This window comes from Xenorhabdus bakwenae, from assembly GCF_030272115.1.
GTDB classification, from domain to species: domain Bacteria; phylum Pseudomonadota; class Gammaproteobacteria; order Enterobacterales; family Enterobacteriaceae; genus Xenorhabdus; species Xenorhabdus bakwenae.
Window position 1 is genome coordinate 365,800 of the sequence record NZ_CP119194.1, and the last position, 18,919, is coordinate 384,718.

General features: G+C 51.2%; 27 protein-coding genes and 3 pseudogenes. 21 read left to right on the forward strand and 9 right to left on the reverse strand.

Translation table 11 applies throughout. The features are described 5' to 3' along the window. Positions 1-11: 11 nt before the first annotated feature. The 13 genes from PXH59_RS02290 to PXH59_RS02350 are packed head-to-tail and all read left to right on the forward strand — an operon-like array spanning position 12 to position 7,474. Positions 12-503, forward strand: a complete 492-nt coding sequence (locus PXH59_RS02290; protein ID WP_285810146.1) for a head completion/stabilization protein — start codon at positions 12-14, stop codon at positions 501-503. After that, complete coding sequence (locus PXH59_RS02295) at positions 503-703, forward strand: tail protein X (RefSeq protein ID WP_285810147.1); 201 nt, start codon at positions 503-505, stop codon at positions 701-703. Before PXH59_RS02290 ends, PXH59_RS02295 begins: the two co-directional genes overlap by 1 nt. A gap of 2 nt (positions 704-705) precedes the next feature. Beyond that, positions 706-1,029, forward strand: a complete 324-nt coding sequence (locus tag PXH59_RS02300) for a phage holin, lambda family (RefSeq protein ID WP_285810148.1) — start codon at positions 706-708, stop codon at positions 1,027-1,029. Next, positions 1,022-1,417 carry a structural protein gene (locus PXH59_RS02305; RefSeq protein WP_285810150.1) on the forward strand — a complete coding sequence of 132 codons (396 nt, stop codon included), beginning with the start codon at positions 1,022-1,024 and terminating at the stop codon, positions 1,415-1,417. The genes PXH59_RS02300 and PXH59_RS02305 overlap by 8 nt, the downstream gene beginning before the upstream one ends. Continuing rightward, positions 1,414-1,875, forward strand: coding sequence for a lysis system i-spanin subunit Rz (locus PXH59_RS02310; RefSeq protein WP_285810151.1), 462 nt, complete (start codon positions 1,414-1,416; stop codon positions 1,873-1,875). The genes PXH59_RS02305 and PXH59_RS02310 overlap by 4 nt, the downstream gene beginning before the upstream one ends. A 4-nt stretch (positions 1,876-1,879) precedes the next feature. Next, positions 1,880-2,335 carry a phage tail protein gene (locus PXH59_RS02315; RefSeq protein WP_285810153.1) on the forward strand — a complete coding sequence of 152 codons (456 nt, stop codon included), beginning with the start codon at positions 1,880-1,882 and terminating at the stop codon, positions 2,333-2,335. After that, on the forward strand, positions 2,332-2,967 hold the full coding sequence (locus PXH59_RS02320) for a phage virion morphogenesis protein (protein WP_285810154.1): 636 nt from the start codon (positions 2,332-2,334) through the stop codon (positions 2,965-2,967). The genes PXH59_RS02315 and PXH59_RS02320 overlap by 4 nt, the downstream gene beginning before the upstream one ends. Further along, positions 2,964-3,596, forward strand: a complete 633-nt coding sequence (locus tag PXH59_RS02325; protein ID WP_285810155.1) for a phage baseplate assembly protein V — start codon at positions 2,964-2,966, stop codon at positions 3,594-3,596. The genes PXH59_RS02320 and PXH59_RS02325 overlap by 4 nt, the downstream gene beginning before the upstream one ends. After that, positions 3,596-3,937, forward strand: coding sequence for a GPW/gp25 family protein (locus PXH59_RS02330; protein WP_285810156.1), 342 nt, complete (start codon positions 3,596-3,598; stop codon positions 3,935-3,937). Before PXH59_RS02325 ends, PXH59_RS02330 begins: the two co-directional genes overlap by 1 nt. Positions 3,938-3,941: 4 nt before the next feature. Then, positions 3,942-4,838 (forward strand): baseplate assembly protein, encoded by an 897-nt coding sequence (locus tag PXH59_RS02335; protein ID WP_285810157.1) that lies wholly within the window; start codon positions 3,942-3,944, stop codon positions 4,836-4,838. Continuing rightward, entirely contained in the window at positions 4,831-5,439 is a 609-nt protein-coding gene (locus PXH59_RS02340) for a phage tail protein I (RefSeq protein WP_285810158.1), read from the forward strand. Before PXH59_RS02335 ends, PXH59_RS02340 begins: the two co-directional genes overlap by 8 nt. Continuing rightward, complete coding sequence (locus PXH59_RS02345) at positions 5,436-7,112, forward strand: phage tail protein (protein ID WP_285810159.1); 1,677 nt, start codon at positions 5,436-5,438, stop codon at positions 7,110-7,112. The genes PXH59_RS02340 and PXH59_RS02345 overlap by 4 nt, the downstream gene beginning before the upstream one ends. 2 nt (positions 7,113-7,114) lie before the next feature. Beyond that, entirely contained in the window at positions 7,115-7,474 is a 360-nt protein-coding gene (locus tag PXH59_RS02350; protein WP_285810160.1) for a tail fiber assembly protein, read from the forward strand. 26 nt (positions 7,475-7,500) lie between these two features. Here PXH59_RS02350 and PXH59_RS02355 read toward each other — a convergent pair whose 3' ends face one another. Then, the gene (locus PXH59_RS02355) at positions 7,501-7,680 is read right to left on the reverse strand and encodes a hypothetical protein (RefSeq protein ID WP_285810162.1); all 180 of its coding nucleotides are present in this window, start codon (positions 7,678-7,680) and stop codon (positions 7,501-7,503) included. Then, a complete protein-coding gene (locus tag PXH59_RS02360) occupies positions 7,667-8,008 on the reverse strand; it encodes a hypothetical protein (RefSeq protein ID WP_285810163.1) in 342 nt (113 codons plus the stop codon). Before PXH59_RS02360 ends, PXH59_RS02355 begins: the two co-directional genes overlap by 14 nt. A 91-nt stretch (positions 8,009-8,099) precedes the next feature. Here PXH59_RS02360 and PXH59_RS02365 point away from each other — a divergent pair, with 91 nt between their 5' ends. Next, entirely contained in the window at positions 8,100-8,609 is a 510-nt protein-coding gene (locus PXH59_RS02365; protein ID WP_285810164.1) for a recombinase family protein, read from the forward strand. 29 nt (positions 8,610-8,638) lie between these two features. Here PXH59_RS02365 and PXH59_RS02370 read toward each other — a convergent pair whose 3' ends face one another. The 6 genes from PXH59_RS02370 to PXH59_RS02390 are packed head-to-tail and all read right to left on the reverse strand — an operon-like array spanning position 8,639 to position 14,367. Then, positions 8,639-9,082 (reverse strand): phage tail protein, encoded by a 444-nt coding sequence (locus PXH59_RS02370; protein ID WP_285810165.1) that lies wholly within the window; start codon positions 9,080-9,082, stop codon positions 8,639-8,641. Positions 9,083-9,086: 4 nt separating this feature from the next. After that, positions 9,087-12,191: a phage tail tape measure protein gene (locus PXH59_RS02375; RefSeq protein WP_285810166.1), complete on the reverse strand. Its 3,105-nt coding sequence runs from the start codon at positions 12,189-12,191 to the stop codon at positions 9,087-9,089. Beyond that, positions 12,188-12,337 carry a GpE family phage tail protein gene (locus PXH59_RS20165; RefSeq protein WP_434223367.1) on the reverse strand — a complete coding sequence of 50 codons (150 nt, stop codon included), beginning with the start codon at positions 12,335-12,337 and terminating at the stop codon, positions 12,188-12,190. Before PXH59_RS20165 ends, PXH59_RS02375 begins: the two co-directional genes overlap by 4 nt. Continuing rightward, positions 12,337-12,642 carry a phage tail assembly protein gene (locus PXH59_RS02380; protein ID WP_285810167.1) on the reverse strand — a complete coding sequence of 102 codons (306 nt, stop codon included), beginning with the start codon at positions 12,640-12,642 and terminating at the stop codon, positions 12,337-12,339. Before PXH59_RS02380 ends, PXH59_RS20165 begins: the two co-directional genes overlap by 1 nt. A gap of 24 nt (positions 12,643-12,666) precedes the next feature. Next, positions 12,667-13,179, reverse strand: coding sequence for a phage major tail tube protein (locus PXH59_RS02385; RefSeq protein ID WP_285810168.1), 513 nt, complete (start codon positions 13,177-13,179; stop codon positions 12,667-12,669). Positions 13,180-13,191: 12 nt separating this feature from the next. Continuing rightward, a complete protein-coding gene (locus PXH59_RS02390; protein ID WP_285810169.1) occupies positions 13,192-14,367 on the reverse strand; it encodes a phage tail sheath subtilisin-like domain-containing protein in 1,176 nt (391 codons plus the stop codon). A gap of 161 nt (positions 14,368-14,528) precedes the next feature. On the opposite strand from PXH59_RS02390, the gene PXH59_RS02395 reads away from it, so the two are divergent. The 4 genes and pseudogenes from PXH59_RS02395 (at position 14,529) to PXH59_RS02410 (ending at position 17,231) form a co-directional block, all read left to right on the forward strand. Beyond that, the gene (locus PXH59_RS02395) at positions 14,529-15,638 is read left to right on the forward strand and encodes a phage late control D family protein (protein WP_285811855.1); all 1,110 of its coding nucleotides are present in this window, start codon (positions 14,529-14,531) and stop codon (positions 15,636-15,638) included. Positions 15,639-15,696: 58 nt separating this feature from the next. Continuing rightward, positions 15,697-15,948 (forward strand): Ogr/Delta-like zinc finger protein, encoded by a 252-nt coding sequence (locus PXH59_RS02400; RefSeq protein ID WP_285810170.1) that lies wholly within the window; start codon positions 15,697-15,699, stop codon positions 15,946-15,948. A gap of 366 nt (positions 15,949-16,314) precedes the next feature. Then, positions 16,315-16,461: pseudogene (locus tag PXH59_RS02405) on the forward strand (ParA family protein); the annotation flags it as partial. Between the two features lie 63 nt (positions 16,462-16,524). Beyond that, positions 16,525-17,231 (forward strand): IS1 family transposase gene (locus PXH59_RS02410; RefSeq protein WP_285810171.1). Its coding sequence is split into 2 segments (ribosomal slippage): positions 16,525-16,774 and positions 16,774-17,231, totalling 708 coding nucleotides; the frame shifts between segments, so codons are not numbered across the junction. Between the two features lie 16 nt (positions 17,232-17,247). Here PXH59_RS02410 and PXH59_RS02415 read toward each other — a convergent pair. Beyond that, positions 17,248-17,454, reverse strand: a pseudogene (locus tag PXH59_RS02415) (IS110 family transposase); the annotation flags it as partial. A gap of 89 nt (positions 17,455-17,543) precedes the next feature. On the opposite strand from PXH59_RS02415, the pseudogene PXH59_RS02420 reads away from it, so the two are divergent. From PXH59_RS02420 to ruvX, 3 genes and pseudogenes are all read left to right on the forward strand, one after another. Beyond that, a pseudogene (locus PXH59_RS02420) lies at positions 17,544-17,780 on the forward strand (tyrosine-type recombinase/integrase); the annotation flags it as partial. A gap of 121 nt (positions 17,781-17,901) precedes the next feature. Continuing rightward, a complete protein-coding gene (locus PXH59_RS02425) occupies positions 17,902-18,465 on the forward strand; it encodes a YqgE/AlgH family protein (RefSeq protein ID WP_047770866.1) in 564 nt (187 codons plus the stop codon). Continuing rightward, positions 18,465-18,887 (forward strand): Holliday junction resolvase RuvX, encoded by a 423-nt coding sequence (ruvX, locus tag PXH59_RS02430; protein WP_285810172.1) that lies wholly within the window; start codon positions 18,465-18,467, stop codon positions 18,885-18,887. The genes PXH59_RS02425 and ruvX overlap by 1 nt, the downstream gene beginning before the upstream one ends. The last annotated feature ends 32 nt before the right edge of the window (positions 18,888-18,919 follow it).

Sequence of the window (18,919 nt, forward strand, 5' to 3'; positions counted from 1 at the left end):
AGGTGGAACTGATGAGTTTAGTCGCAACCAAACAGCCAAGACCCATAGATGACCTGACCGAGTTCAATGATGGCGGCGCAAAAGTGACCTCCGGCACATTCTGGCCGGATATCGTGCTGGCTGATCTGCGCAGTTCAATGCGCCTGAATGGGGCCGTGACGACAGCGCGGCTGATGCACACAACCACGGAAGTGGTGTTGTCTGTCAATCAACTGCTGGCAGTCTGGCAGCGAGAACAAGAGCAGCATGGCATTGCTTCACTTGAGGCCGTGCCATCGCCTGCCATTAATGACACTACGGCACACTTGTTCCGCTATCGCCATGCAGTCTACAGCTTCACTAAGGCGTTTCTGATTGAAAACTACCGTGATATCGACACTACGCGCGATGGAGAACGGCACGCCGAGGCGCTGAGTACACAAATTGATGACCTGCGACGGGATGGGCAAAACGCTATCCGGGACATCTTGGGCCAGCATCGCATGATAGCGGAGTTGGTCTGATGCGGGTCAGGGCGTTTCAGGGGGATACGGTGGATCAGTTGTGTTGGCGTCATTATGGCCGAACGCAGGGCGTGGTTGAGCAGGTTTTGGAGGCTAATCCTGATCTCTGTCTCATCACGCAACTGGCCGCCGGTCAATGGGTTGAACTGCCGGATATTACCCCGCCGCCCAATCAGGACATTATTCAATTATGGGACTGACAATGAAAGACCAACCTGATTTATGGGTCGAGATGGTAAATGGCCTAAAAAACTCATGGCCGCAGATATCCGGCTCCTTGCTGGCCGTCCTGATCTGTTATGGCCGCCTGATTTATGACGGTGTTGAACGTCGCCATCGCTGGGTTGAGCCACTACTTTGTGGGGCGCTGTCATGGGGCATTTCCAGCGCACTGGAGTTGTTCGGCATCCCTGGCAGTGTGTCACCGGCACTGGGTGGTGCTGTCGGATTTATTGGCGTTGAGAAGCTACGTGAGTTTGCTATTCGCGCCATTAATAAACGGCTGGGAGGCAAGCCGCATGAGTAAAGGTATTCGCAATGACAATCCGGGCAATATCCGCCACGGGGATAGCTGGCAGGGGCTGCGCAAGACTCAGACTGATAAAGCGTTCTGCCAGTTTATCGCGCCGGAATGGGGTATTCGCGCCATGCTCAAGATCCTGCGCAATTACGAGCGTAAATATGGCCTGAACACGATTCGACAAATCATTACCCGCTGGGCACCACCCAGTGAAAATGATACCGAAAGTTACATTGCTTATGTCTGCAAATCTGTCGGTATAGCCAGTAGTGCTGTGATTGATGTTGATAGCGAAGTTACCATGATAAAACTGGTACGCGCCATGATTCAGATGGAGAACGGCCAGCAACCGTATCCAGTGGAAACGTTTAGAAAAGCGTTTGAATTGCTATGAGCTGGAAACTGAAATTGATTGCAGTGTCGGTCGGTATCGCACTGATTGGATCGGCACTCTATTCCGTTTATTCAGTGTATGCAGAGAACGGGCGGCTGACGGGTGAGAATGAATCACTGACCACCAAGCTATCAGAACAAGCTGCCATTAATGCCAAACAACAAAAACGCATCAGCATACTGCATGAGCATGATGAGAAACAGTTACAGGAGCTGACGAATGCCAAATCTGAAATCAATAAGTTGCGGGCTGCTGCTGATGTTCATCCTGAACGGGTGTACGTCAGGGCGAAATGCCCCATGCCTAAAACCGTTGCCCCCGCCAGCGTGGATGATGCAGACGCCGCCCGACCTACAGACGCCGCTGTCCGAAATTATTGGCTTCTCAGAGAACGGATCGCGGAATCAAGGCAAATGATTTTGGGTTTACAGGAATTCATTCAAACACAATGCAGGTGAGTTTATGTTAAAGCCCGGTTTACTGCGTGAAATGATTGTCAGTCATGAGCCGTTTTTCAGCCAGAACCCGGACAGACTGGAAGTGTTTATCACCAAAGGCAATCTGATCGCCACAGGTACGCAATCAGCCTCTTTTCTTTACCAATATCAGTTAGAAGTGCTGGCGCTGGATTACCCGAACCCGCTCGACAATCTCAGCATTCCCATTTTGGCGTGGGCGCGGCTGCATCAGCCTGATTTGTTGTTTAACCCGGAACGCCGCAAAGAGGGATTCCGTTTTGAAGTTGATTTGCTCAATAACGACACTGCGGACATTCTTTTTACACTGCCAGCGTCTGAGCGAGTCATTGTCACCAGGGAAAACGGCAGACTGATACCGACACATATTGATGAGCCATCGCCTGATGCATTGTCATTGCGGGCGTGGAATATTCTGGTCGATAAAATGGGGACAGCATGAGCCAGGGTAATCTGTTATTGGAACTGGAAAATGAATTACAGCGCCTGTTGTCCACAGCATCGCCCAGCTATCGCAGTCGGCTGGCGCGTCAGTTAGCAACCGCCATCCGCACCGATCAGCAAAAGCGCATCCGCAGCCAGAAAAATACCGACGGTTCCGGCTATGAACCCCGCCGCCGCCGTATTCTGCGCTCACAAAAAGGCATCCGATTTATCTATCGGGGCGGTGTTCGCCACTTAAAAAACTGGCGGGCCACCCGTGGTCGTCGGGGGCGCATGATAACCGGCTTTGATGAAGACCGCCACGCGGTACGGTCGTTCTATCGCAGTGACATTGATCGCTATCTGGAGATTGACCACAGTGAAACCCGTAAAACCACAACGCGCCGTGATCCGATGTTCCAGCGCCTGAGAACAGCCCGATTTTTGCGGATGCGCACGTCGGCAGATTCAGCGGTTGTGGGGTTTCAGGGCAGGGCCGCTGCTATTGCCCGACAGCACCAGTATGGATTAACCGGCAGCATCAACGCGTTGGCGCGGGCAAAATACCCGAAACGCGAATTGCTGGGTCTGAGTGAGCACGAAAAATTGAAACTGATTGAATTGATTTATCACGATTTGGTGGAGGCATGATGACACAGGCTGAGCTTTACCGATTGTTAATGAATGTTGTGCGTGTTGGCACTGTGTCGGCGGTTGACCTGCACACCCAGCGTTGCCGTGTACACGTCAGTAGCCTGCAAACGGACTGGTTGCGCTGGACAGCCCAGCGTGCCGGAACCGCTCGTACATGGTGGGCACCGAGTATTGGCGAGCAGGTATTGGTGTTGGCAATAGGGGGGGAACTCACGACCGCATTTGTAGTCGGTGCGTTCTACTCTGCTGCTCATACTGCGCCGTCAGTGTCTGCTGAGGCAGCGCACATTGTCTTCCCTGATGGGGCGGTCATGGAATATGAGCCACAGACTGGTGCGCTGACCGTCACGGGAATTCAAACCGCCACGGTATCGGCTGCGGTTTCTGTTCATGTCACTGCCCCTGATATTACCTGTACGGCCAGCAACCAAATCACGTTGGATACTCCGACGGTGATGTGCACGAACCATTTGACTACGGGCAGTCTGGAGATCCGGGACGGAGGGACGATGCGCGGCAATATCACCCACACCGGCGGCCAATTCAGCTCTAACGGAATTGTGGTCGATTCACACCGGCATATCGGAGTACGGTCGGGTGATGGAACGTCTGGGGGGCCAGTGTAATGAATTTTATGGGGATGAGTTGTAACAATGGCCGCACACTGTCAGACAGTGACCATATTCGCCAAAGTATCACCGATATTTTAATGACGCCCATTGGCGCACGGGTGATGCGCCGTGAATACGGTTCGCTCCTGCCTAACCTGATTGACCAGCCGCAAAATCCGGCATTGCGTCTCAAGATCATGAGTGCCTGTTATATGGCCCTGTTGCATTGGGAACCGCGTATTCGGTTGGAAACCATTCATTATCTGCGTTCTGAGCAGGGCGAGCTGACGGTAGAGATCAGCGGTATCAATGTACAGAACAATACCCCATTATCCCTGTCCATTCCGGTGAGGTGACACCATGCTAAGTCAGTTACCCCCGCCCGATGTGGTTGAACCGCTGGATTTTGAAACGCTGTTTGCGGAGCGTAAAGCGGCGCTGATTGCCCTGTACCCGCCAGAACAACGGGAGGCAATTACCCGCACTTTGGCGCTGGAATCGGAACCCATCACTAAGTTGCTCCAGGAAAATGCCTACCGTGAATTGCTGCTACGCCAGCGCATTAATGAAGCGGCGCGTGCGGCGATGGTAGCGTATGCCGGCGGCAGTGATTTAGACCAGCTGGGCGCGAACAATAACGTCAGTCGATTGATATTGCAGCCTGCTGACAATAATGCCGTACCGCCGGTGCCTGCTGTGCTGGAGCCTGACCGCGATTATCGCGTGCGTATTCCGCAGGCGTTTGAGGGGTTGAGCGTTGCCGGTCCCGTTGGTGCCTATGAATACCATGCACGCAGTGCTGACGGTCGTGTCGCCGATGCCTCGGTTGTTAGCCCCGCACCGGCTTATGTGACAGTCAGTATTTTATCCCGTGAGGGGACCGGCGCGGCCAGTGATGAGCTGATTGCTACTATCAGTCACGCCCTGAATGATGAGGACGTGCGCCCCGTCGCCGACCGCCTTACCGTGCAATCGGCCAAGATTATTGATTATGACATTGACGCCGTGTTGTACTGCTATCCCACGCCCGAATACGAGCCGATATTGCAGGATGCACGGGCCAGACTGGCGCGTTATACCGCCGAGCAACACCGGATTGGCCGCGATATCGTGCGCAGTGCCATTTTTGCCGCATTGCATGTGCCTGGCGTACAACGTGTTGAACTGAAAACTCCCGCACAAGATATGATCCTGGATAAAACTCAGGCGAGTTTCTGTACCCGCGCCACCGTGAAGATTGGGGGTTCTGATGAATAACCGCCTGTTGCCTATGGGGTCATCACCGTTGGAAATTGCCGCCGCTACCGCGCTATCCAGTCTGGCGGAGATCCCCGTTCCTGTCCGTGACCTGTGGAACCCCGATCATTGTCCGGTGCCGTTGTTGCCGTATCTGGCGTGGGCGTGGTCAGTTGACCGTTGGGATATGGACTGGGCAGAGAGTACCAAACGTGAGTCCATCAAGGCGGCAATGTTTGTTCATAAGCACAAGGGCACCATTGGTGCTATCCGGCGCGTGGTCGAGCCGTTCGGTTATCTCATTCGCGTGACTGAATGGTGGCAGACCAACGAGGCGCCGGGCACTTTCCGGCTCGATATCGGCGTGATGGAAACCGGTATTACGGCTGAAACCTATCAGGAACTGGAACGGCTGATTTTTGATGCCAAGCCCGCCTCGCGCCATTTGATTGGTATGTCCATTCAGTTGGAAACGGGCGGTACAGCCTATTGTGCTGTGACCAGCTACAGCGGGGACAGCCTGACTGTTTACCCCTATTTACCCAAAGAAGTGGTTGTTTCCGGTGCCGACGTAGTAGGCGCAGCGGTACATGTTATTGATGATATGAGGATTAGATCATGAGCACGAAATACTTTGCCGTGTTAACCCGACTGGGCGCGGATAAACTGGCTAATGCCGCCGCCCTGGGCACCAAGTTGAATATCACCCATATGGCCGTGGGCGATGGGGGCGGAACATTGCCGACACCAGATACCGCACAAACGAAACTCGTTAACGAACGCCGCCGTGCAGCGATTAATGTTCTGAGTGTTGATCCCAAAAACACCAACCAGATTATGGCTGAACAGGTTATTCCTGAAAACGAAGGCGGTTGGTGGATACGGGAAATTGGCCTGGTTGATAAAGACGGCATTTTAATTGCGGTCGGGAATTGCGCCGAAACCTACAAACCCCAATTGCAGGAAGGTTCTGGCCGTACTCAAACCATTCGCATGGTGCTGATTGTCAGCCATACGGACGCGGTGACCTTGAAAATTGATCCGTCCGTGGTGCTGGCCACCCGTGAGTATGCGGATGCCGTGGTTGCCAATGCTCTCCGTGAGCATGAGCAAAGCCGCCGCCATCCTGACGCGACACTGAAAGAAAAGGGATTTGTGATCCTGAATAGCGAGGTCAACAGCAACAGCGAAACACAGGCGGCAACCCCGAAAGCGGTCAAGGCGGCTTATGATTTGGCGGCGACGGCGAATAATAATGCCAATAGTTGCCTGGAGAAAAACAAGAACGGCGCAGATATCCCCAACAAACCGGAGTTTGTGAAAAACCTCGGTTTAGCGGGAACTGTGGAACTGGCGGAAAATGCCTACTCTAAAACAGGTGGCGTGGTGGGCGGGCATGTCGATGCTGAGGGTGAAATCACGGGAAACAATATCGTCCGTGCCCGCAGTAATCTATCAACGGTCGAGATTAATGCGTCTGAGTCTAGTCCTAAATTGACTAGCCGTCAGGGTAATGGTGGCTGGAATAGCGCCTATATTCCACAAAAAAACGGAACCATCGCATTTTTGGACGATATCCCAGCACCTATAACACCCACTACAATTGCCCAATCCACAGGCCAATCGACAACCAGTATTATGAGTCAGCAGGCAACAACTCGGGTATTGGAGACGAAATTTAGCAAATCTGGCGGTAATATTGATGGTTTTGTTTCTGTTGCGGGTGAAATAACGGGAACCAATATCGTCCGTGCCCGCAGTAATCTATCAGTGATTGAATTAAATGCGTCTGATCCCCAACCGCAGCTAACCAGTCGCATTGGAAATAACGCGTGGTTTAACGCCCGTATTCCACAAAAAAACGGCACACTGGCCTGTTTGGATGATATACCCGCGCCAACCCGTATCGCGCAGTCAACTGGCACGGCAACAGATGTGGTAATGAGCCAGAAATCGGTCACCGATGCCATTTTTGCTCACGGGGTCGGGTATGCCCAGTCGTGGGTTCATGTGACAACGAGCCGGGTGATTGGCGCCTGGTATGTCAATGACACAAACAGGCCCATATTTGTTGTCATAGCGGTATCCCGCGACACTCGCGAGGGAACAGAGCAGTCAGCCGCGAATATTTCGTTTAAACAGGGCGGGGACGTTATACATATTCCCCTGGTTAGGGGGGCCAATAGTGGGGGCGCCCAGCGTGGGACAGGCAGTGCAATCATACCTGTCGGTGCTGCCTATTCAGTGACGACGGAATTTGATAATAAAATTACGAATTGGTGGGAGTTACGATAACAATGACAATGATGAAATATTTCAAATCACTTGATAATCAGGTATATGGATATACTGCCGACGGGTCGCAGGACGCGTGGATTAGACCAGATTTAATCCCAATTACTGAAGCTGAGGCCATAGCCATCGGCACGCCGCCGCCAACGCCGGAACAACTACAGCAGCGTGCGGCGTATGAGAAACGCGGCCTGTTGAGAACGGCAACCGAAAAAATTGCGATTTGGCAGGATGCGATTGACCTCGATATGGCCACCGACGCCGAAAAATCCGCATTAACCGAATGGCGTAAATACCGGGTGCTGCTCAATCGGGTGGATTGCTCTACCGCCCCCGATATCCAATGGCCTGAGCAGCCGGAGTGATTAAAGGGGCTACGTGCCCCTGATTGTTATTCAGTTGGTGCATCAATCAAAATAGGCTCACCTACCTCATTAACTGATAATATTTTCCCCTGCGGTATTTCCCGTTCGCGGAAAAACCAGCAATCATCGGGTAATTCAATCGCCCCTGTTGTGTCGTGAATGGCCGGTAACACCTCAGTCATCGTGTTTGGATTAAATAGGCGCATAGTATAATCTCCATGAAAATCCGTTAGTGGACGTAAACCCACTCACCATTAGGCAGCGAGCCTGAAATCCTGTGCGGGTTAATGTTGAATCAATAATCATTGATGTGTGAGCTGTGTTTGCTGTTCCTGTGTCACTCGCTAAACGTTCTGCAATGCTAATAAAATATGAGACCCCGGGTAGCTCAATTGGGAAATACATAGTAGCGAGGCCATTTACTGGTGAACCCAGTCCAAACAGTTCAATCGCACCATCTGACCACCTCACCCACGCACCATTAGCATTGCGCCCGCGCTCAACCACAAATTTCGCATTTTTCGCCAGCTCCACTGTTTCCGCCAAACCGAGGTTTAATGTAAATCAATACGTTAGTTCACGGAGTTGATATGATTATCCATCATGGACTGAATGGAGGTGAGTTATGGCGAAAATTGGCTATATTCGGGTATCAACGACTGATCAGAACAGCGACTTACAACGCAATGCATTAATCGCAGCCCACTGCGATCACATCTTCGAAGACAAAATCAGCGGCAAAACGGCTAACCGTCCGGGACTCAAACGGGCATTAGACCACCTGAAAGCAGGTGATACATTGGTTGTCTGGAAGCTCGACCGACTGGGGCGCAGCGTGAAAAACCTCATCACCCTCAATGAACGGTTAAGCAATGACGGCATCCACTTTCAAAGCCTGACCGACAGTATTGATACCAGCTCACCAATGGGTCGATTTTTCTTTTATGTGATGAGTGCGTTGGCGGAAATGGAACGGGAACTGATTATTGAACGCACGAATGCTGGATTAGCCGCAGCTCGGGCACAGGGGCGAATTGGCGGGCGTCCGGTGGCACTGCCAGAGCAAAAATATCAGCTCGCCTGTCAATTGCTCGCAGAGGGAAAAGCGCGGCGGGATATTGCTAACATTAAATGATGATGTTTTTTGAAGAGGGGCGACGCCCCTTATAATGCTGATTTTGCCAGATCCAATAAATCACCCGCAGTGACTGCATGCAACCCTTCCCGAATGTCTTCACTGACCCGCTTAAGCGATAACGTGAATTCAATCCGTCTGGCTTTGCCATCGGCAAAAAACTCTGTACGATTTTCGGTCAGGCTGTCGATGACAAACATCCCGTAAATCATCCCGGTGCCCTCAATCAACGGCCACGGTTTGGCCGAAAACGCCATTGTTCTGAGCAGCTCCAGAGAAATATCACCGCCTGTCACTTCGGGGTACAAAATCCCATTCAGGGTTATAGCGTCTTCCCCGGGGCCAACATATTGCCATTTGGCCGATTTGCCGACGCGATCATTTTTTACGTGGCGCCAGTCCATATTGCGGTTCATGGACTGATACGGCGTGCTACTGAGCATAAAAACAAACATGCCATAAATCATCATCATGGGTTTAATCCTCATCGTACAGGCTGGAACGGCGGCGAATGCCTTGTTTTTGCATCAGTTTCTCTATTTCCGCTTTGACCATTGTGGCAATAGAGCGGCTGTTTTGCATATCCATACCGTGAAAGTGCAGTTCAAAAGTGTAGCGGTCATCGGTAGCTTTATTGCTGCCACCTGCGCTGGCGGGAGAAATCGGCACAGGGACGCCTGCCAGTGTCGGTTGCATCGGCTGCAACTTGTCCTTGATGCGATCCAATAATGAGGGCTGCTGTAGTGTCGGTTCCTGATACATGCCATCAATCGGAATAACGGGCGGGCGGTTTTTGAAAACGATATCACCCAGCTTATTGGGATCGGCCTGTGTTGCCGCATTACCCACGCTGGCTAACTCAGTGCTCTTTTTATCCTTTTTGGCGCTGGGGTCATAAACCAGCTTACCAAAATCCGGCGTATCGATCTTAGGAATATCCGTTTTAGGCTTATTTTCCTCCGCTTTTTCAGCGGCCTTAGTGACTGCATTCGGTGGTATGGGTGTCCACTCTTGCTGTACCATTTTCTTGGCGTTGTCATCCCAGACCCATTTTACGGATTTCTGGACTTCGGGCAGGTTAACCGGTCCCATCGCATTGGCTGCTTCGGCAGCAGCTTGGGTCGCATCCGGGATCATACCCAGTTTTTCCAGCAACCAACCCACGCCCTTGGCGACGGCTGCAATGACATCTACGACACCAGCAATGGCCTTGCCAACCAGTCGGCCGAAGGTCTGGCCGGCTTCGGTGGCGGCTTTCAGTCCTTCTGAGGAAGTTGTTACCGGTTCGAAAAGCGATTTAAACCAGTCCCAGACTTTCTTGATGGCATTGCCGATAGCATCAAAAATCGGCGCGAACGGCGCAAAGGCAGCGGCGAGGGTGTCACGTACCGGGGCGATGGCTTCCATCAATCCAGCGAAAAAGCCGGAAAACCAGGCCTTAATAGGTTCCCAGTATTTCCAAATCAGTACGGCAGCGGCAACAATGACGGCAATCAGCAAACCTAATGGACTGAACAGCAAGGACAAACCGCCGCCAATAACAGATATGGCCGCTTGAAAAGCAACACGCAGCGCCCCGAGTCCGCCACTCGCCAGCCCTGTTAATCCGTTCCTCAGCATCGATATTGCGGCCATCGGGTTAGTGAAAACCATCGATAAACCATTTTTCGCCAGCGTTGCGCCATTTTTTAACATTGTCCATCCGCCGCTTGCCAGTCCTTTTATCCGGTCGCGCAGATTGCCGATCGCTGTACCGGCATTACGGAAAATACCCCCCCAACCCGTGACACTACGGCTAACGCCCCCGAGAGAGGGGATTAATCCCCTCAACCCGGCTGATAATCGTCCTAACACGGGGAACAATGTCATCAATCCGCCACCACGGGTCAGCATAAACAAACTGAGCCGGAGCGCGGCAAAGGGCACAATCACCGCCGCCGCTGCCAGTGCCAGTGCACCCATAGCAGTGATAATAATACCGATCGCCGCTGCCCCTATGGCTAAGGCTTTAGTCAAATCAGGATGCGTTTTTGTCCATTCACTGATCCGACGCAAAACGGTAGTGATACGCTGGGTAACTGAACGTAGTACCGGATCGACCTTTTCTTTCACTTCTATGCGTAAGCCTTCCCAAGCAGACGTCATGTTTTTGATATCACCATCCCAGCTATCCATATTGGTATCGGCAATTTTCTTTGAGCGACCATGGGGATTGTCATTATTGCTTTTTTTCTCGGCGTATTTTCCGTCTACCATGCCATCCAACAGGCCGGTCATGGCAATCATGGCTTCTTCACCGAAGATATCTTTTTTCAGCCTGAGCTGGCTGGGCTGATCATACTTGCGCAGGCTGATAGCCATTTCTTTCAGGATATCGTCGGTATCGCGCAGTTTCCCATTGGCTTTTTGTACCTTGATACCTAACGCGGTCATGGCATCCGCCGCGCCCCCCGTAGGAGAAATCATCCGGGATATCCCGCCACGAAAGGCGGTGCCGGCCATACTGCCTTCCATCCCGTTATCAGCCATGACACCCAGCATCGCGGCGGTACTTTCCAGACTGATCCCCAGCTGGTGTGACAGCGGACCGGCTTCCTTCATCGCCTCGCTGAGTGCTTGCAGGTTCGTGGTGGCACCCGTGAAAGTGGCTGTTAAGACATCAGACACCCTGCCCATCTGGTCAGGATTCAGTTTGAATTGTGCCAGAATTTTAGCCCCGATATCCGAGGCTTCACCCAGATCCACTTCACCGGCCAGCGCCATATTCAGGATATCCGGCAAGGCGGCCTTGATCGCCTCCGGGGTCAAACCGGCCGTCGCCAGAAACTTTTGTCCCATCGCGGCATCGGTAGCAGTGTATGCCGTGTTGGCGCCAAGTTGCTTTGCTTGATCGCGTAACATCTGGAGGCGAGGATCGCCTTTATCCAGACTGGTGAGTGCCCGCACGTTGGCCATCCGGGCGTCAAAATCCCGCCCCGGCGCAATAAAGCGATTCATGCCGTAAAGGGAGCCCGCCCCGGCCGCTACCGCCGTTGCACCGGATGCCGCCAGTTTGTTACGGGTTTCTTTGGCCGCGGTATAACGGGACTGGGCCTGTGTAACGGCGGTTAAGCGCCGTTGTTGTTCCGCCAGTTGCCGATTATAGGCGGCGGCGCGTTGAGCCGCCTGTTCAGTGACACTGGTACTACGATTGACAAAAATTCCGTGTCGGTACAGGCGATCACCCAGTGAGCGTAATTCCTGCTGCTCATTGCGTAAGGTGTTTCTGTAGCGCTCCCGTTCCTGTCGAGCTGCCAGTAAGATCCGGCGTTGTTCTTCCGTCTGTTCCCTGAAACGGGGAAATTCCGCGGCCAGTGCTTTCACTTTGGCTTTGGCGGCTTCGTAACTCTCGCTGTTCTTTTTAACGGAGTCAGATAGCCGCTCAAAGGTGCGCGTCTGACCTTGCAGATTGCGGATCGTGGTTTGGGTATTGCGGATCTGGGAAGACAGCCCCGCTGCGGCGCGGTTTGCCGCATTCAGGGGGCCGGAAAGACGGTTAGCCGCGTTCAGCGAGACCCGAATATTTAAATTGCGGTCGGTCATGATTCATTTCCGTTTCGGGTCGCCGCGCGTTCGTGCCATTTCAGCAGTTCACTGACCGTCATTGTATAGCACTCTGACGGCGACCAGTGAAATACAGTAGCAATATCTGCAATGATTTCGTCAGTATCGACAGTGGGGCAGGGAATTAACTGTCGGCCTGTTCGCTCGTCTCGCTGGCTGGCGAGGTGGGCGCTAAAAAATCAGCGACTCCGGCAGCCAGTAAAGCAAAATCCTGTATGCCCATCGTGCTGACATCCGTTTCACTCAAACGAGGATGAGTAACGCGGGGCAACAGCGTGATCAGCGAATTCACATCACTGGTCATCACGTCATACAGTTTTAACCCGCGCAATGCGCCGACCTGCTTCATGGTATCGGTGATCGTGATTTCGGTAATTTCCTGACCGTTTGTCAGTTTCATTGGCTGACTGAGTGTGATTGTTTGTGCCATAGTGTGATAACTCCTGAGAATAAATTAATGGCCGATATTGGCGCGATGTTTTTCCAGTAAATCTTTACCATTGACCCGCCAGACCAGATTGAGCATATCGATTTCGTGCAGCTCTTCATTGTTCAGCGTGATCTTGCAGTAGGTATTTTTCAGGGTGTATTTATGCTGGGTATTCTCTCCAGCCTTGGCGCTGCCCCAATCCACTTCGGTAAACCGCCCGCGCGTCTGGATCTCACAGGCGACGGTTTCCCCTGTGGCATCGTCATAGTACGACCCGGCAAAGCGCAGTTGCAGGCTGTCAATCAGGCCGCCCCATGTTTTGAGCAGGTTTGATTCCAGCCCGCCCATTGTCACTTCCATATCCAGTGCGCCCCCGTCCATGCCCATCAGAACGGCAACAGAACCGGGCATTCCTGCCCCTTGATAATCTTCGGTTTTGAGAGTGAGTTTTGGCGTTGTCACTTCCTCAACCTGCCCCAGATATGTCTGACCATCAATAAAGACGTCAAACATAAAGAGTTTTTTCGGCATCCCCATGCGAAGTTCCCCTTAGCCTAACTGATCGAAAACAGCGAAATATTCATCGGTAAACGTCTGTACCAGTTGCAGGTTTTCCAGCGGCGGTACAGGCGTGTATTTGTAGCGGATCGTTGCCGTGCCATCACGCAGCATTTCTTTCGGGTTGTCTGCCGAGTCATACCAGCATTCAAAGCCCAGCAAACGCCCCTCGGTGACGAGCTGTGCGCCTTTGCGATTGATACCGTCAACAACATCTTTCACCAGTGACGGCAGCAATGGTTTATCGAGATAGGCAAAGTGCGCTTCGGCGATCATATCTGCCAGTATCTGCGCCGTGCGGGTGTAGACTTCGAAGAAGTAAGTCTGGGTATCGCAGGTACGGTTGCCCCAGAAACGGAAGCCATCGCGTTTTATCAGCGTGGTAATACCTTTACTGTTGAGGTCATCCGAATCTGTATCCGTGCCCTGTAATGTCCAGTAAATATCGGCTGAAATACCCAGCACGCCGTTAACCGGTACGTTGGATAGCGATTTATGCCAGCCCTGTTCGGCATCAATGCGGGCACGTAAGCCCAGCGCAAAGGCAGTGGCAGGTACGGTTTCATTTTCCCCGGCTTGGCTGTTATAGGTAATGAAATCCGGGTAAATCATCATGACTTCCCGTTGATGGAAGTTGTCGCGGTAGCGCTTCACTTCCGCCAGTGTCTTACAGTTGTACGCGCTGATATAAGCGAACGCCTTTAATTTTTCCGCGAATACCTCCAGTTGCAGGGCGACCGGTTGCGTATCGAGTCCGGGAACAGCCAGCAAGCGCGGGTGTTCGCCTGTGTTGATTTCCGCAGTCAGCAGCGCATATAGCCCGGTATAGCGTCCTGCGGCATTCTGCCCGCCGATAACTAACTGATCCTGCGTGGGATTCTCGCCATCCCCTTTCTGGTTGTGCGCATCCGCCACGCGGATCACAATCACTTTCGGGCTGCACTGGTCAGAAATGGCCTTGAGCGTGGTGTATAGCGTGCCGGTTTTCCCCGCCTTACCAATCACGCTATTGATACGGGTAATGAGTACCGGTGTATCCAGCGGGAACGCCCCGGTGTCCGCATCGTCAGCGGTACAGATGACGGCAATCACCGCAGTGTTAATATCGCGTATCAGCGTGCTGAGTTTGGTTGTCTCCCGGACTGATACGCCATGATGAAATGACATAGCTTTTTGCCTCATCGATTTGTGATGTGCCTATGTTGCGGTGTCATGGCATGAGAATCACGCAATACCGCCTGTCACCGCGCCGCGACACAGCACGAGCGTTGTTTACGCGCCCGCGCAGGGCAATCATGAGGCTATTTCCCAAGAGTGGCGACGCACACATGAACCCGATTGATATTCTGACCAGTACGGATTACGTGAAAAAACCGGCCTTTGACCTGAAAATTGGCGGCCGGCAAATCACCATGCTCAATGAGCGGTTAATTTCATTAACCCTGACCGATAACCGCGGTTTTGAGGCGGATACGCTGGAACTCTCGATAGACGATGCTGACGGTAAAATTGAGCTGCCGCCACGTGGTGCAGAAATTGTGGTCAGGATAGGCTGGCACGGTGAGCCGCTGATTGAAAAAGGATTGTTCACTGTGGATGAAATCGCCCACAGTGGCCCGCCTGATCGACTGGATATTACCGCCCGCAGTGCGGATTTTCGGGAAGAGTTCAATATCAAACGGGAATACAGTTGGCATAACATCACGGTCGGTGATGTGGTCAGTGCTATCGCCGGGCGCTATGACCTGCAACCCGCGGTCAGTCGCCAGCTCATGGACATTGAAATTGATCATGCTGACCAGACCAATGAGAGCGACATTAGCTTTCTGTCCCGTATGGCGGAAATGCTCGGTGCCATCGCCACCATTAAAAATGGCCGGCTGCTGTTTATTACTCCCGGGCGCGGTGTTTCGCAAAGCGGCCAACCATTGCCTGTTATCACCCTGACCCGCGACAGTGGTGACAGTCACAATTTTCGTGTCGCTGACCGTGCCGCCTATACGGGCGTTAAGGCGTACTGGCTGGATCTGAATTTTGGCAAACAGCCCGCAACGACCCTAAAGCGGAAACGTAAAAAACCGAAAAAGAAAAACGAGAAGTCCAGCCGCCGTGAGGGGGAATATCTGGCGGGGGCAGATGGGAACGTCTACGTGATGCGCCAGACATTCAAAACCGAACAGGCAGCACGACGGGCCGCCGCAGCGAAATGGGCGAAACTCCAGCGCGGTGCTGCGGAATTTTCAATCACGCTGGCGCGGGGACGGGCTGATCTGTATCCTGATCTGACAGCCTCTGTCATCGGATTTAAGACCACTATCGACAGTCACCAATGGACCATTTCGCGGGTTGTTCACACTATCGGTGAAAGCGGATTTACGACCCAGTTAGAGCTGGAGTTAAAAATTAATGATTCTGAGATGACAGAAAGTGAACAATAAGCAGAAACAATGCGTTATAATCTCGGCAGGCACACCCCCAATGATGGAGGGTTTTTTCATGGCGTTTACCTGTCCCCAATGCGGCGCTGTGGCAAAGACACGTACCAGCGAGATGATGAGTGACGAGACGCGGCGCAGTTATCACCAATGCCAAAATATTCTGTGCGGCTGTACCTTTACCACTGTCACCACGGTTGAGCGGTATTTGACACGTCCTGTCCCCCAGCAGTTACCGGCTGATTTTAAAGTCCCGAAACTGGCATTTCCGACCAGCCATTATGGTGATGAACAAATTGGATTTGGTTTTTAAACCAAAAATAAAAAGAGCCTCAATAGCGAGGCTTTTTTATTTCAATCCGTGATCTGAATCACTTTTCAAAATGGGTAAATTGGCAGGCACCTGAAGGAAGTTGCCCTTTTGTGTCGCCATCCCGTCGCCATTCTGTCGCCACTTTGCATTTTTCATACAATCGCAGAAAGCAAAAAAAGCCACCGTAAAGGTGGCCTTTTCTGACTCTAACTCGATGTTTTACATCAAGTTTTTATTTGGTGCCCAGGGCGGGACTTGAACCCGCACAGCCTTACAGCCGAGGGATTTTAAATCCCCTCTTAAGTTGAGAAACTGTTAACAACCTGGATTTTCTTGTTTTGCGACTCAATTAACTGAGTATGCAAAATGAAAATACTTCCCATCATTTCACCCAAAGGCGGTGAAGGTAAATCCACCCATGCCGCGAATCTGGCCGGCTTTTTTGCCGATGCCGGTCTACAGACTCTCCTGATTGACGCCGATTATTCACAACCGACATCCAGCAGTATTTTTAGGTCATGCTCCCAATCATTAGATTGTTGTAGTAAACTCCCCACTTTTTATTACTGGTGAGATATGGCTAAAGTTGATGTGGTTTGTCGTTACTGTCACAAAGCGGAAGAGGTCAAAGGGCATGGAAAAGGAAGCAGCGGACATCAGCGTTATCACTGTTATGCCTGCCGTAAAACCTTTCAACTGAATTACACCTACCAAGCCTGCAAACCCGGAATGAAAGATCAGATTGTGGATATGGCTGCGAATAATGGCAGTATCAGAGACACCGCTCGTGTCCTGAAGGTGGGTATCAACACCGTTCTTCGTACCCTAAAAAACTCGAACCCAGACAGGTAACTACACTGCCGCTGGCCGCAAATAATATTCATATTATCTGCGAAATTGATGAACAATGGTCTTTTGTCGGTAACAAGAAGAATCAGCGCTGGCTTTGGTATGCCTGGGAACCGGAGCAAAAGCAAATAATCGCGCACGTATTGGGGGATCGCAGCAGGAAAACACTGAGCAAATTGCTGGCACTTCTGGCTCCTTTCGAAATTCAATTTTTCTGTACCGATAATTATGCCGTTTACGATTGCCTTTCTGAGGAAAAACACTTTAGAGGGAAGAAATTTACTCAACGTATCGAAAGAACCAATCTGACCTTACGTACTCGCATCAAGAGACTGAATCGGAAAACGATCTGTTATTCCAAATCCGAAGAAATGCATGACAAAGTGATAGGCACTTTCATTGAGCGTGAATACTATCTTCCAAAGGTTATCTAACTATTGGGTGCATGACCATCGCCTGAAGGGTTCTGCCCCAATAGTGAGAAGTTGCACAGGCCTCCATAGCAATGAGGGTTCCTGGCGAAAAAGTGCGCACAGTATCAAGCAATTTTTGCCGTGAAATTTTTCGGTTCGAGGCGACAGAACCGTCCTCCATCCAGACACAGACTTGAAAAACGTTTTTGGCGAGGTCAATGCCAATGACTTTAATCGTATTCATGAGATGTTCTCCCGAAATTCAGTGCATCGGAAAAAAAAGATGGCACTATTTGCTGCTGAAAAAGGGGACGTCCATCACATCACTACACAGACTTACCCCGTGGACAAGCCGTACACGTCCTGCGTCACACATTTTCCGCTCATTTTATGATGAATGGAGGAAATATACTGACTCTACAGAAAATCATGGGGCATGCCAGCATTCAGCAAACTATGGTATGCGCCCACTTTGCACCTGACTATTTGCAGGATGCTATAAAATTCAATCCACTAAAAGGTATCATCCACATTCCATCCACATTCGTGGATGAAAAAAGGGGTTTATAGCGTCCCGATAATGTTTTAATTCATTGAAAAATAAGTATAGCCCTTGTATAAAGGGTTATATTTTTCTCCCATACTGTGGGCCAGTCATTCTTACATTGCCAAAATAATTATCAGAAAACACATGAATCTACAGCATCATTTTCTTATTGCCATGCCTTCGCTCTCTGATCCTTATTTCAATCGTTCTGTGGTTTATATCTGCGAACATGATCAAAACGGGGCAATGGGTTTAATTATCAATAAGCCAATAGCCAGCGTTTCTATCCAGAGTATCTTACAAAAATTAGATATCACCCCTAAGGATAGGGAGAGTGCGATCAATCTCAATCGGCCAGTGATGGCGGGTGGCCCTCTGTCTGAAGAGCACGGTTTTATTTTGCATACGCCGCAATCCGGTTTCAGCTCCAGTATTCAGATCTCTGAACACACTATGGTCACGACATCCAAAGATATGTTGGAAGCTCTGGGCACATCGCGCCAACCAAAAAATATTTTGATGACCCTTGGATATTCAAGCTGGGAAACGGGTCAGTTGGAAAGGGAAATTATGGAAAACAGTTGGCTTACTGTCAGCGCTGAATCTTCCATCATTTTTGATACCCCTATCACTACCCGCTGGCGTGAAGCGGCTTCTTTGCTGGGGGTTAATATTCATAATCTCTCATCACAAGCAGGACACGCCTGATGAAAAACCGGACAATCATTGCTTTTGATTTTGGAACTCGCAGCATTGGCGCTGCCATCGGGCAAGAAATTACAGGTACAGCCAGGGCATTGACCTCTTTCAAAGCTAACGAAGGTTCCCCCAATTGGGAACTTATTGGAAAACTACTTAAAGAGTGGCTGCCCGATCTGGTTATTGTTGGCCTGCCACTCAATATGGATGGTACAGAGCAACTTGTCACCGCGCAGGCGCGTAAATTCGCCAACCGCATACATGGGCGCTTCGGAGTACAAGTTGAACTGCACGATGAACGATTGACCACCGTGGAAGCACGCTCTCACCTGTTTGATCACGGTGGCTACAAGGCACTGAATAAAAGTAAGGTTGATGCCACTTCTGCGGTTATTATTCTGGAAAGCTGGTTTGAGCAGCAATATCTGTGATACCAATACTTATAATAACCCTGTCCGTAATA

What these genes read in the sequence shown, in the direction of transcription:
- PXH59_RS02290 (WP_285810146.1), top strand. Translation starts at nt 12, where the DNA reads ATGAGTTTAGTCGCAACCAAACAGCCAAGACCCATAGATGACCTGACC.
- PXH59_RS02295 (WP_285810147.1), top strand. Translation starts at nt 503, where the DNA reads ATGCGGGTCAGGGCGTTTCAGGGGGATACGGTGGATCAGTTGTGTTGG.
- PXH59_RS02300 (WP_285810148.1), top strand. Translation starts at nt 706, where the DNA reads ATGAAAGACCAACCTGATTTATGGGTCGAGATGGTAAATGGCCTAAAA.
- PXH59_RS02305 (WP_285810150.1), top strand. Translation starts at nt 1,022, where the DNA reads ATGAGTAAAGGTATTCGCAATGACAATCCGGGCAATATCCGCCACGGG.
- PXH59_RS02310 (WP_285810151.1), top strand. Translation starts at nt 1,414, where the DNA reads ATGAGCTGGAAACTGAAATTGATTGCAGTGTCGGTCGGTATCGCACTG.
- PXH59_RS02315 (WP_285810153.1), top strand. Translation starts at nt 1,880, where the DNA reads ATGTTAAAGCCCGGTTTACTGCGTGAAATGATTGTCAGTCATGAGCCG.
- PXH59_RS02320 (WP_285810154.1), top strand. Translation starts at nt 2,332, where the DNA reads ATGAGCCAGGGTAATCTGTTATTGGAACTGGAAAATGAATTACAGCGC.
- PXH59_RS02325 (WP_285810155.1), top strand. Translation starts at nt 2,964, where the DNA reads ATGATGACACAGGCTGAGCTTTACCGATTGTTAATGAATGTTGTGCGT.
- PXH59_RS02330 (WP_285810156.1), top strand. Translation starts at nt 3,596, where the DNA reads ATGAATTTTATGGGGATGAGTTGTAACAATGGCCGCACACTGTCAGAC.
- PXH59_RS02335 (WP_285810157.1), top strand. Translation starts at nt 3,942, where the DNA reads ATGCTAAGTCAGTTACCCCCGCCCGATGTGGTTGAACCGCTGGATTTT.
- PXH59_RS02340 (WP_285810158.1), top strand. Translation starts at nt 4,831, where the DNA reads ATGAATAACCGCCTGTTGCCTATGGGGTCATCACCGTTGGAAATTGCC.
- PXH59_RS02345 (WP_285810159.1), top strand. Translation starts at nt 5,436, where the DNA reads ATGAGCACGAAATACTTTGCCGTGTTAACCCGACTGGGCGCGGATAAA.
- PXH59_RS02350 (WP_285810160.1), top strand. Translation starts at nt 7,115, where the DNA reads ATGACAATGATGAAATATTTCAAATCACTTGATAATCAGGTATATGGA.
- PXH59_RS02355 (WP_285810162.1), bottom strand. Translation starts at nt 7,680, where the DNA reads ATGCGCCTATTTAATCCAAACACGATGACTGAGGTGTTACCGGCCATT.
- PXH59_RS02365 (WP_285810164.1), top strand. Translation starts at nt 8,100, where the DNA reads ATGGCGAAAATTGGCTATATTCGGGTATCAACGACTGATCAGAACAGC.
- PXH59_RS02370 (WP_285810165.1), bottom strand. Translation starts at nt 9,082, where the DNA reads ATGATGATGATTTATGGCATGTTTGTTTTTATGCTCAGTAGCACGCCG.
- PXH59_RS02375 (WP_285810166.1), bottom strand. Translation starts at nt 12,191, where the DNA reads ATGACCGACCGCAATTTAAATATTCGGGTCTCGCTGAACGCGGCTAAC.
- PXH59_RS02380 (WP_285810167.1), bottom strand. Translation starts at nt 12,642, where the DNA reads ATGGCACAAACAATCACACTCAGTCAGCCAATGAAACTGACAAACGGT.
- PXH59_RS02385 (WP_285810168.1), bottom strand. Translation starts at nt 13,179, where the DNA reads ATGGGGATGCCGAAAAAACTCTTTATGTTTGACGTCTTTATTGATGGT.
- PXH59_RS02390 (WP_285810169.1), bottom strand. Translation starts at nt 14,367, where the DNA reads ATGTCATTTCATCATGGCGTATCAGTCCGGGAGACAACCAAACTCAGC.
- PXH59_RS02395 (WP_285811855.1), top strand. Translation starts at nt 14,529, where the DNA reads ATGAACCCGATTGATATTCTGACCAGTACGGATTACGTGAAAAAACCG.
- PXH59_RS02400 (WP_285810170.1), top strand. Translation starts at nt 15,697, where the DNA reads ATGGCGTTTACCTGTCCCCAATGCGGCGCTGTGGCAAAGACACGTACC.
- PXH59_RS02425 (WP_047770866.1), top strand. Translation starts at nt 17,902, where the DNA reads ATGAATCTACAGCATCATTTTCTTATTGCCATGCCTTCGCTCTCTGAT.
- ruvX (WP_285810172.1), top strand. Translation starts at nt 18,465, where the DNA reads ATGAAAAACCGGACAATCATTGCTTTTGATTTTGGAACTCGCAGCATT.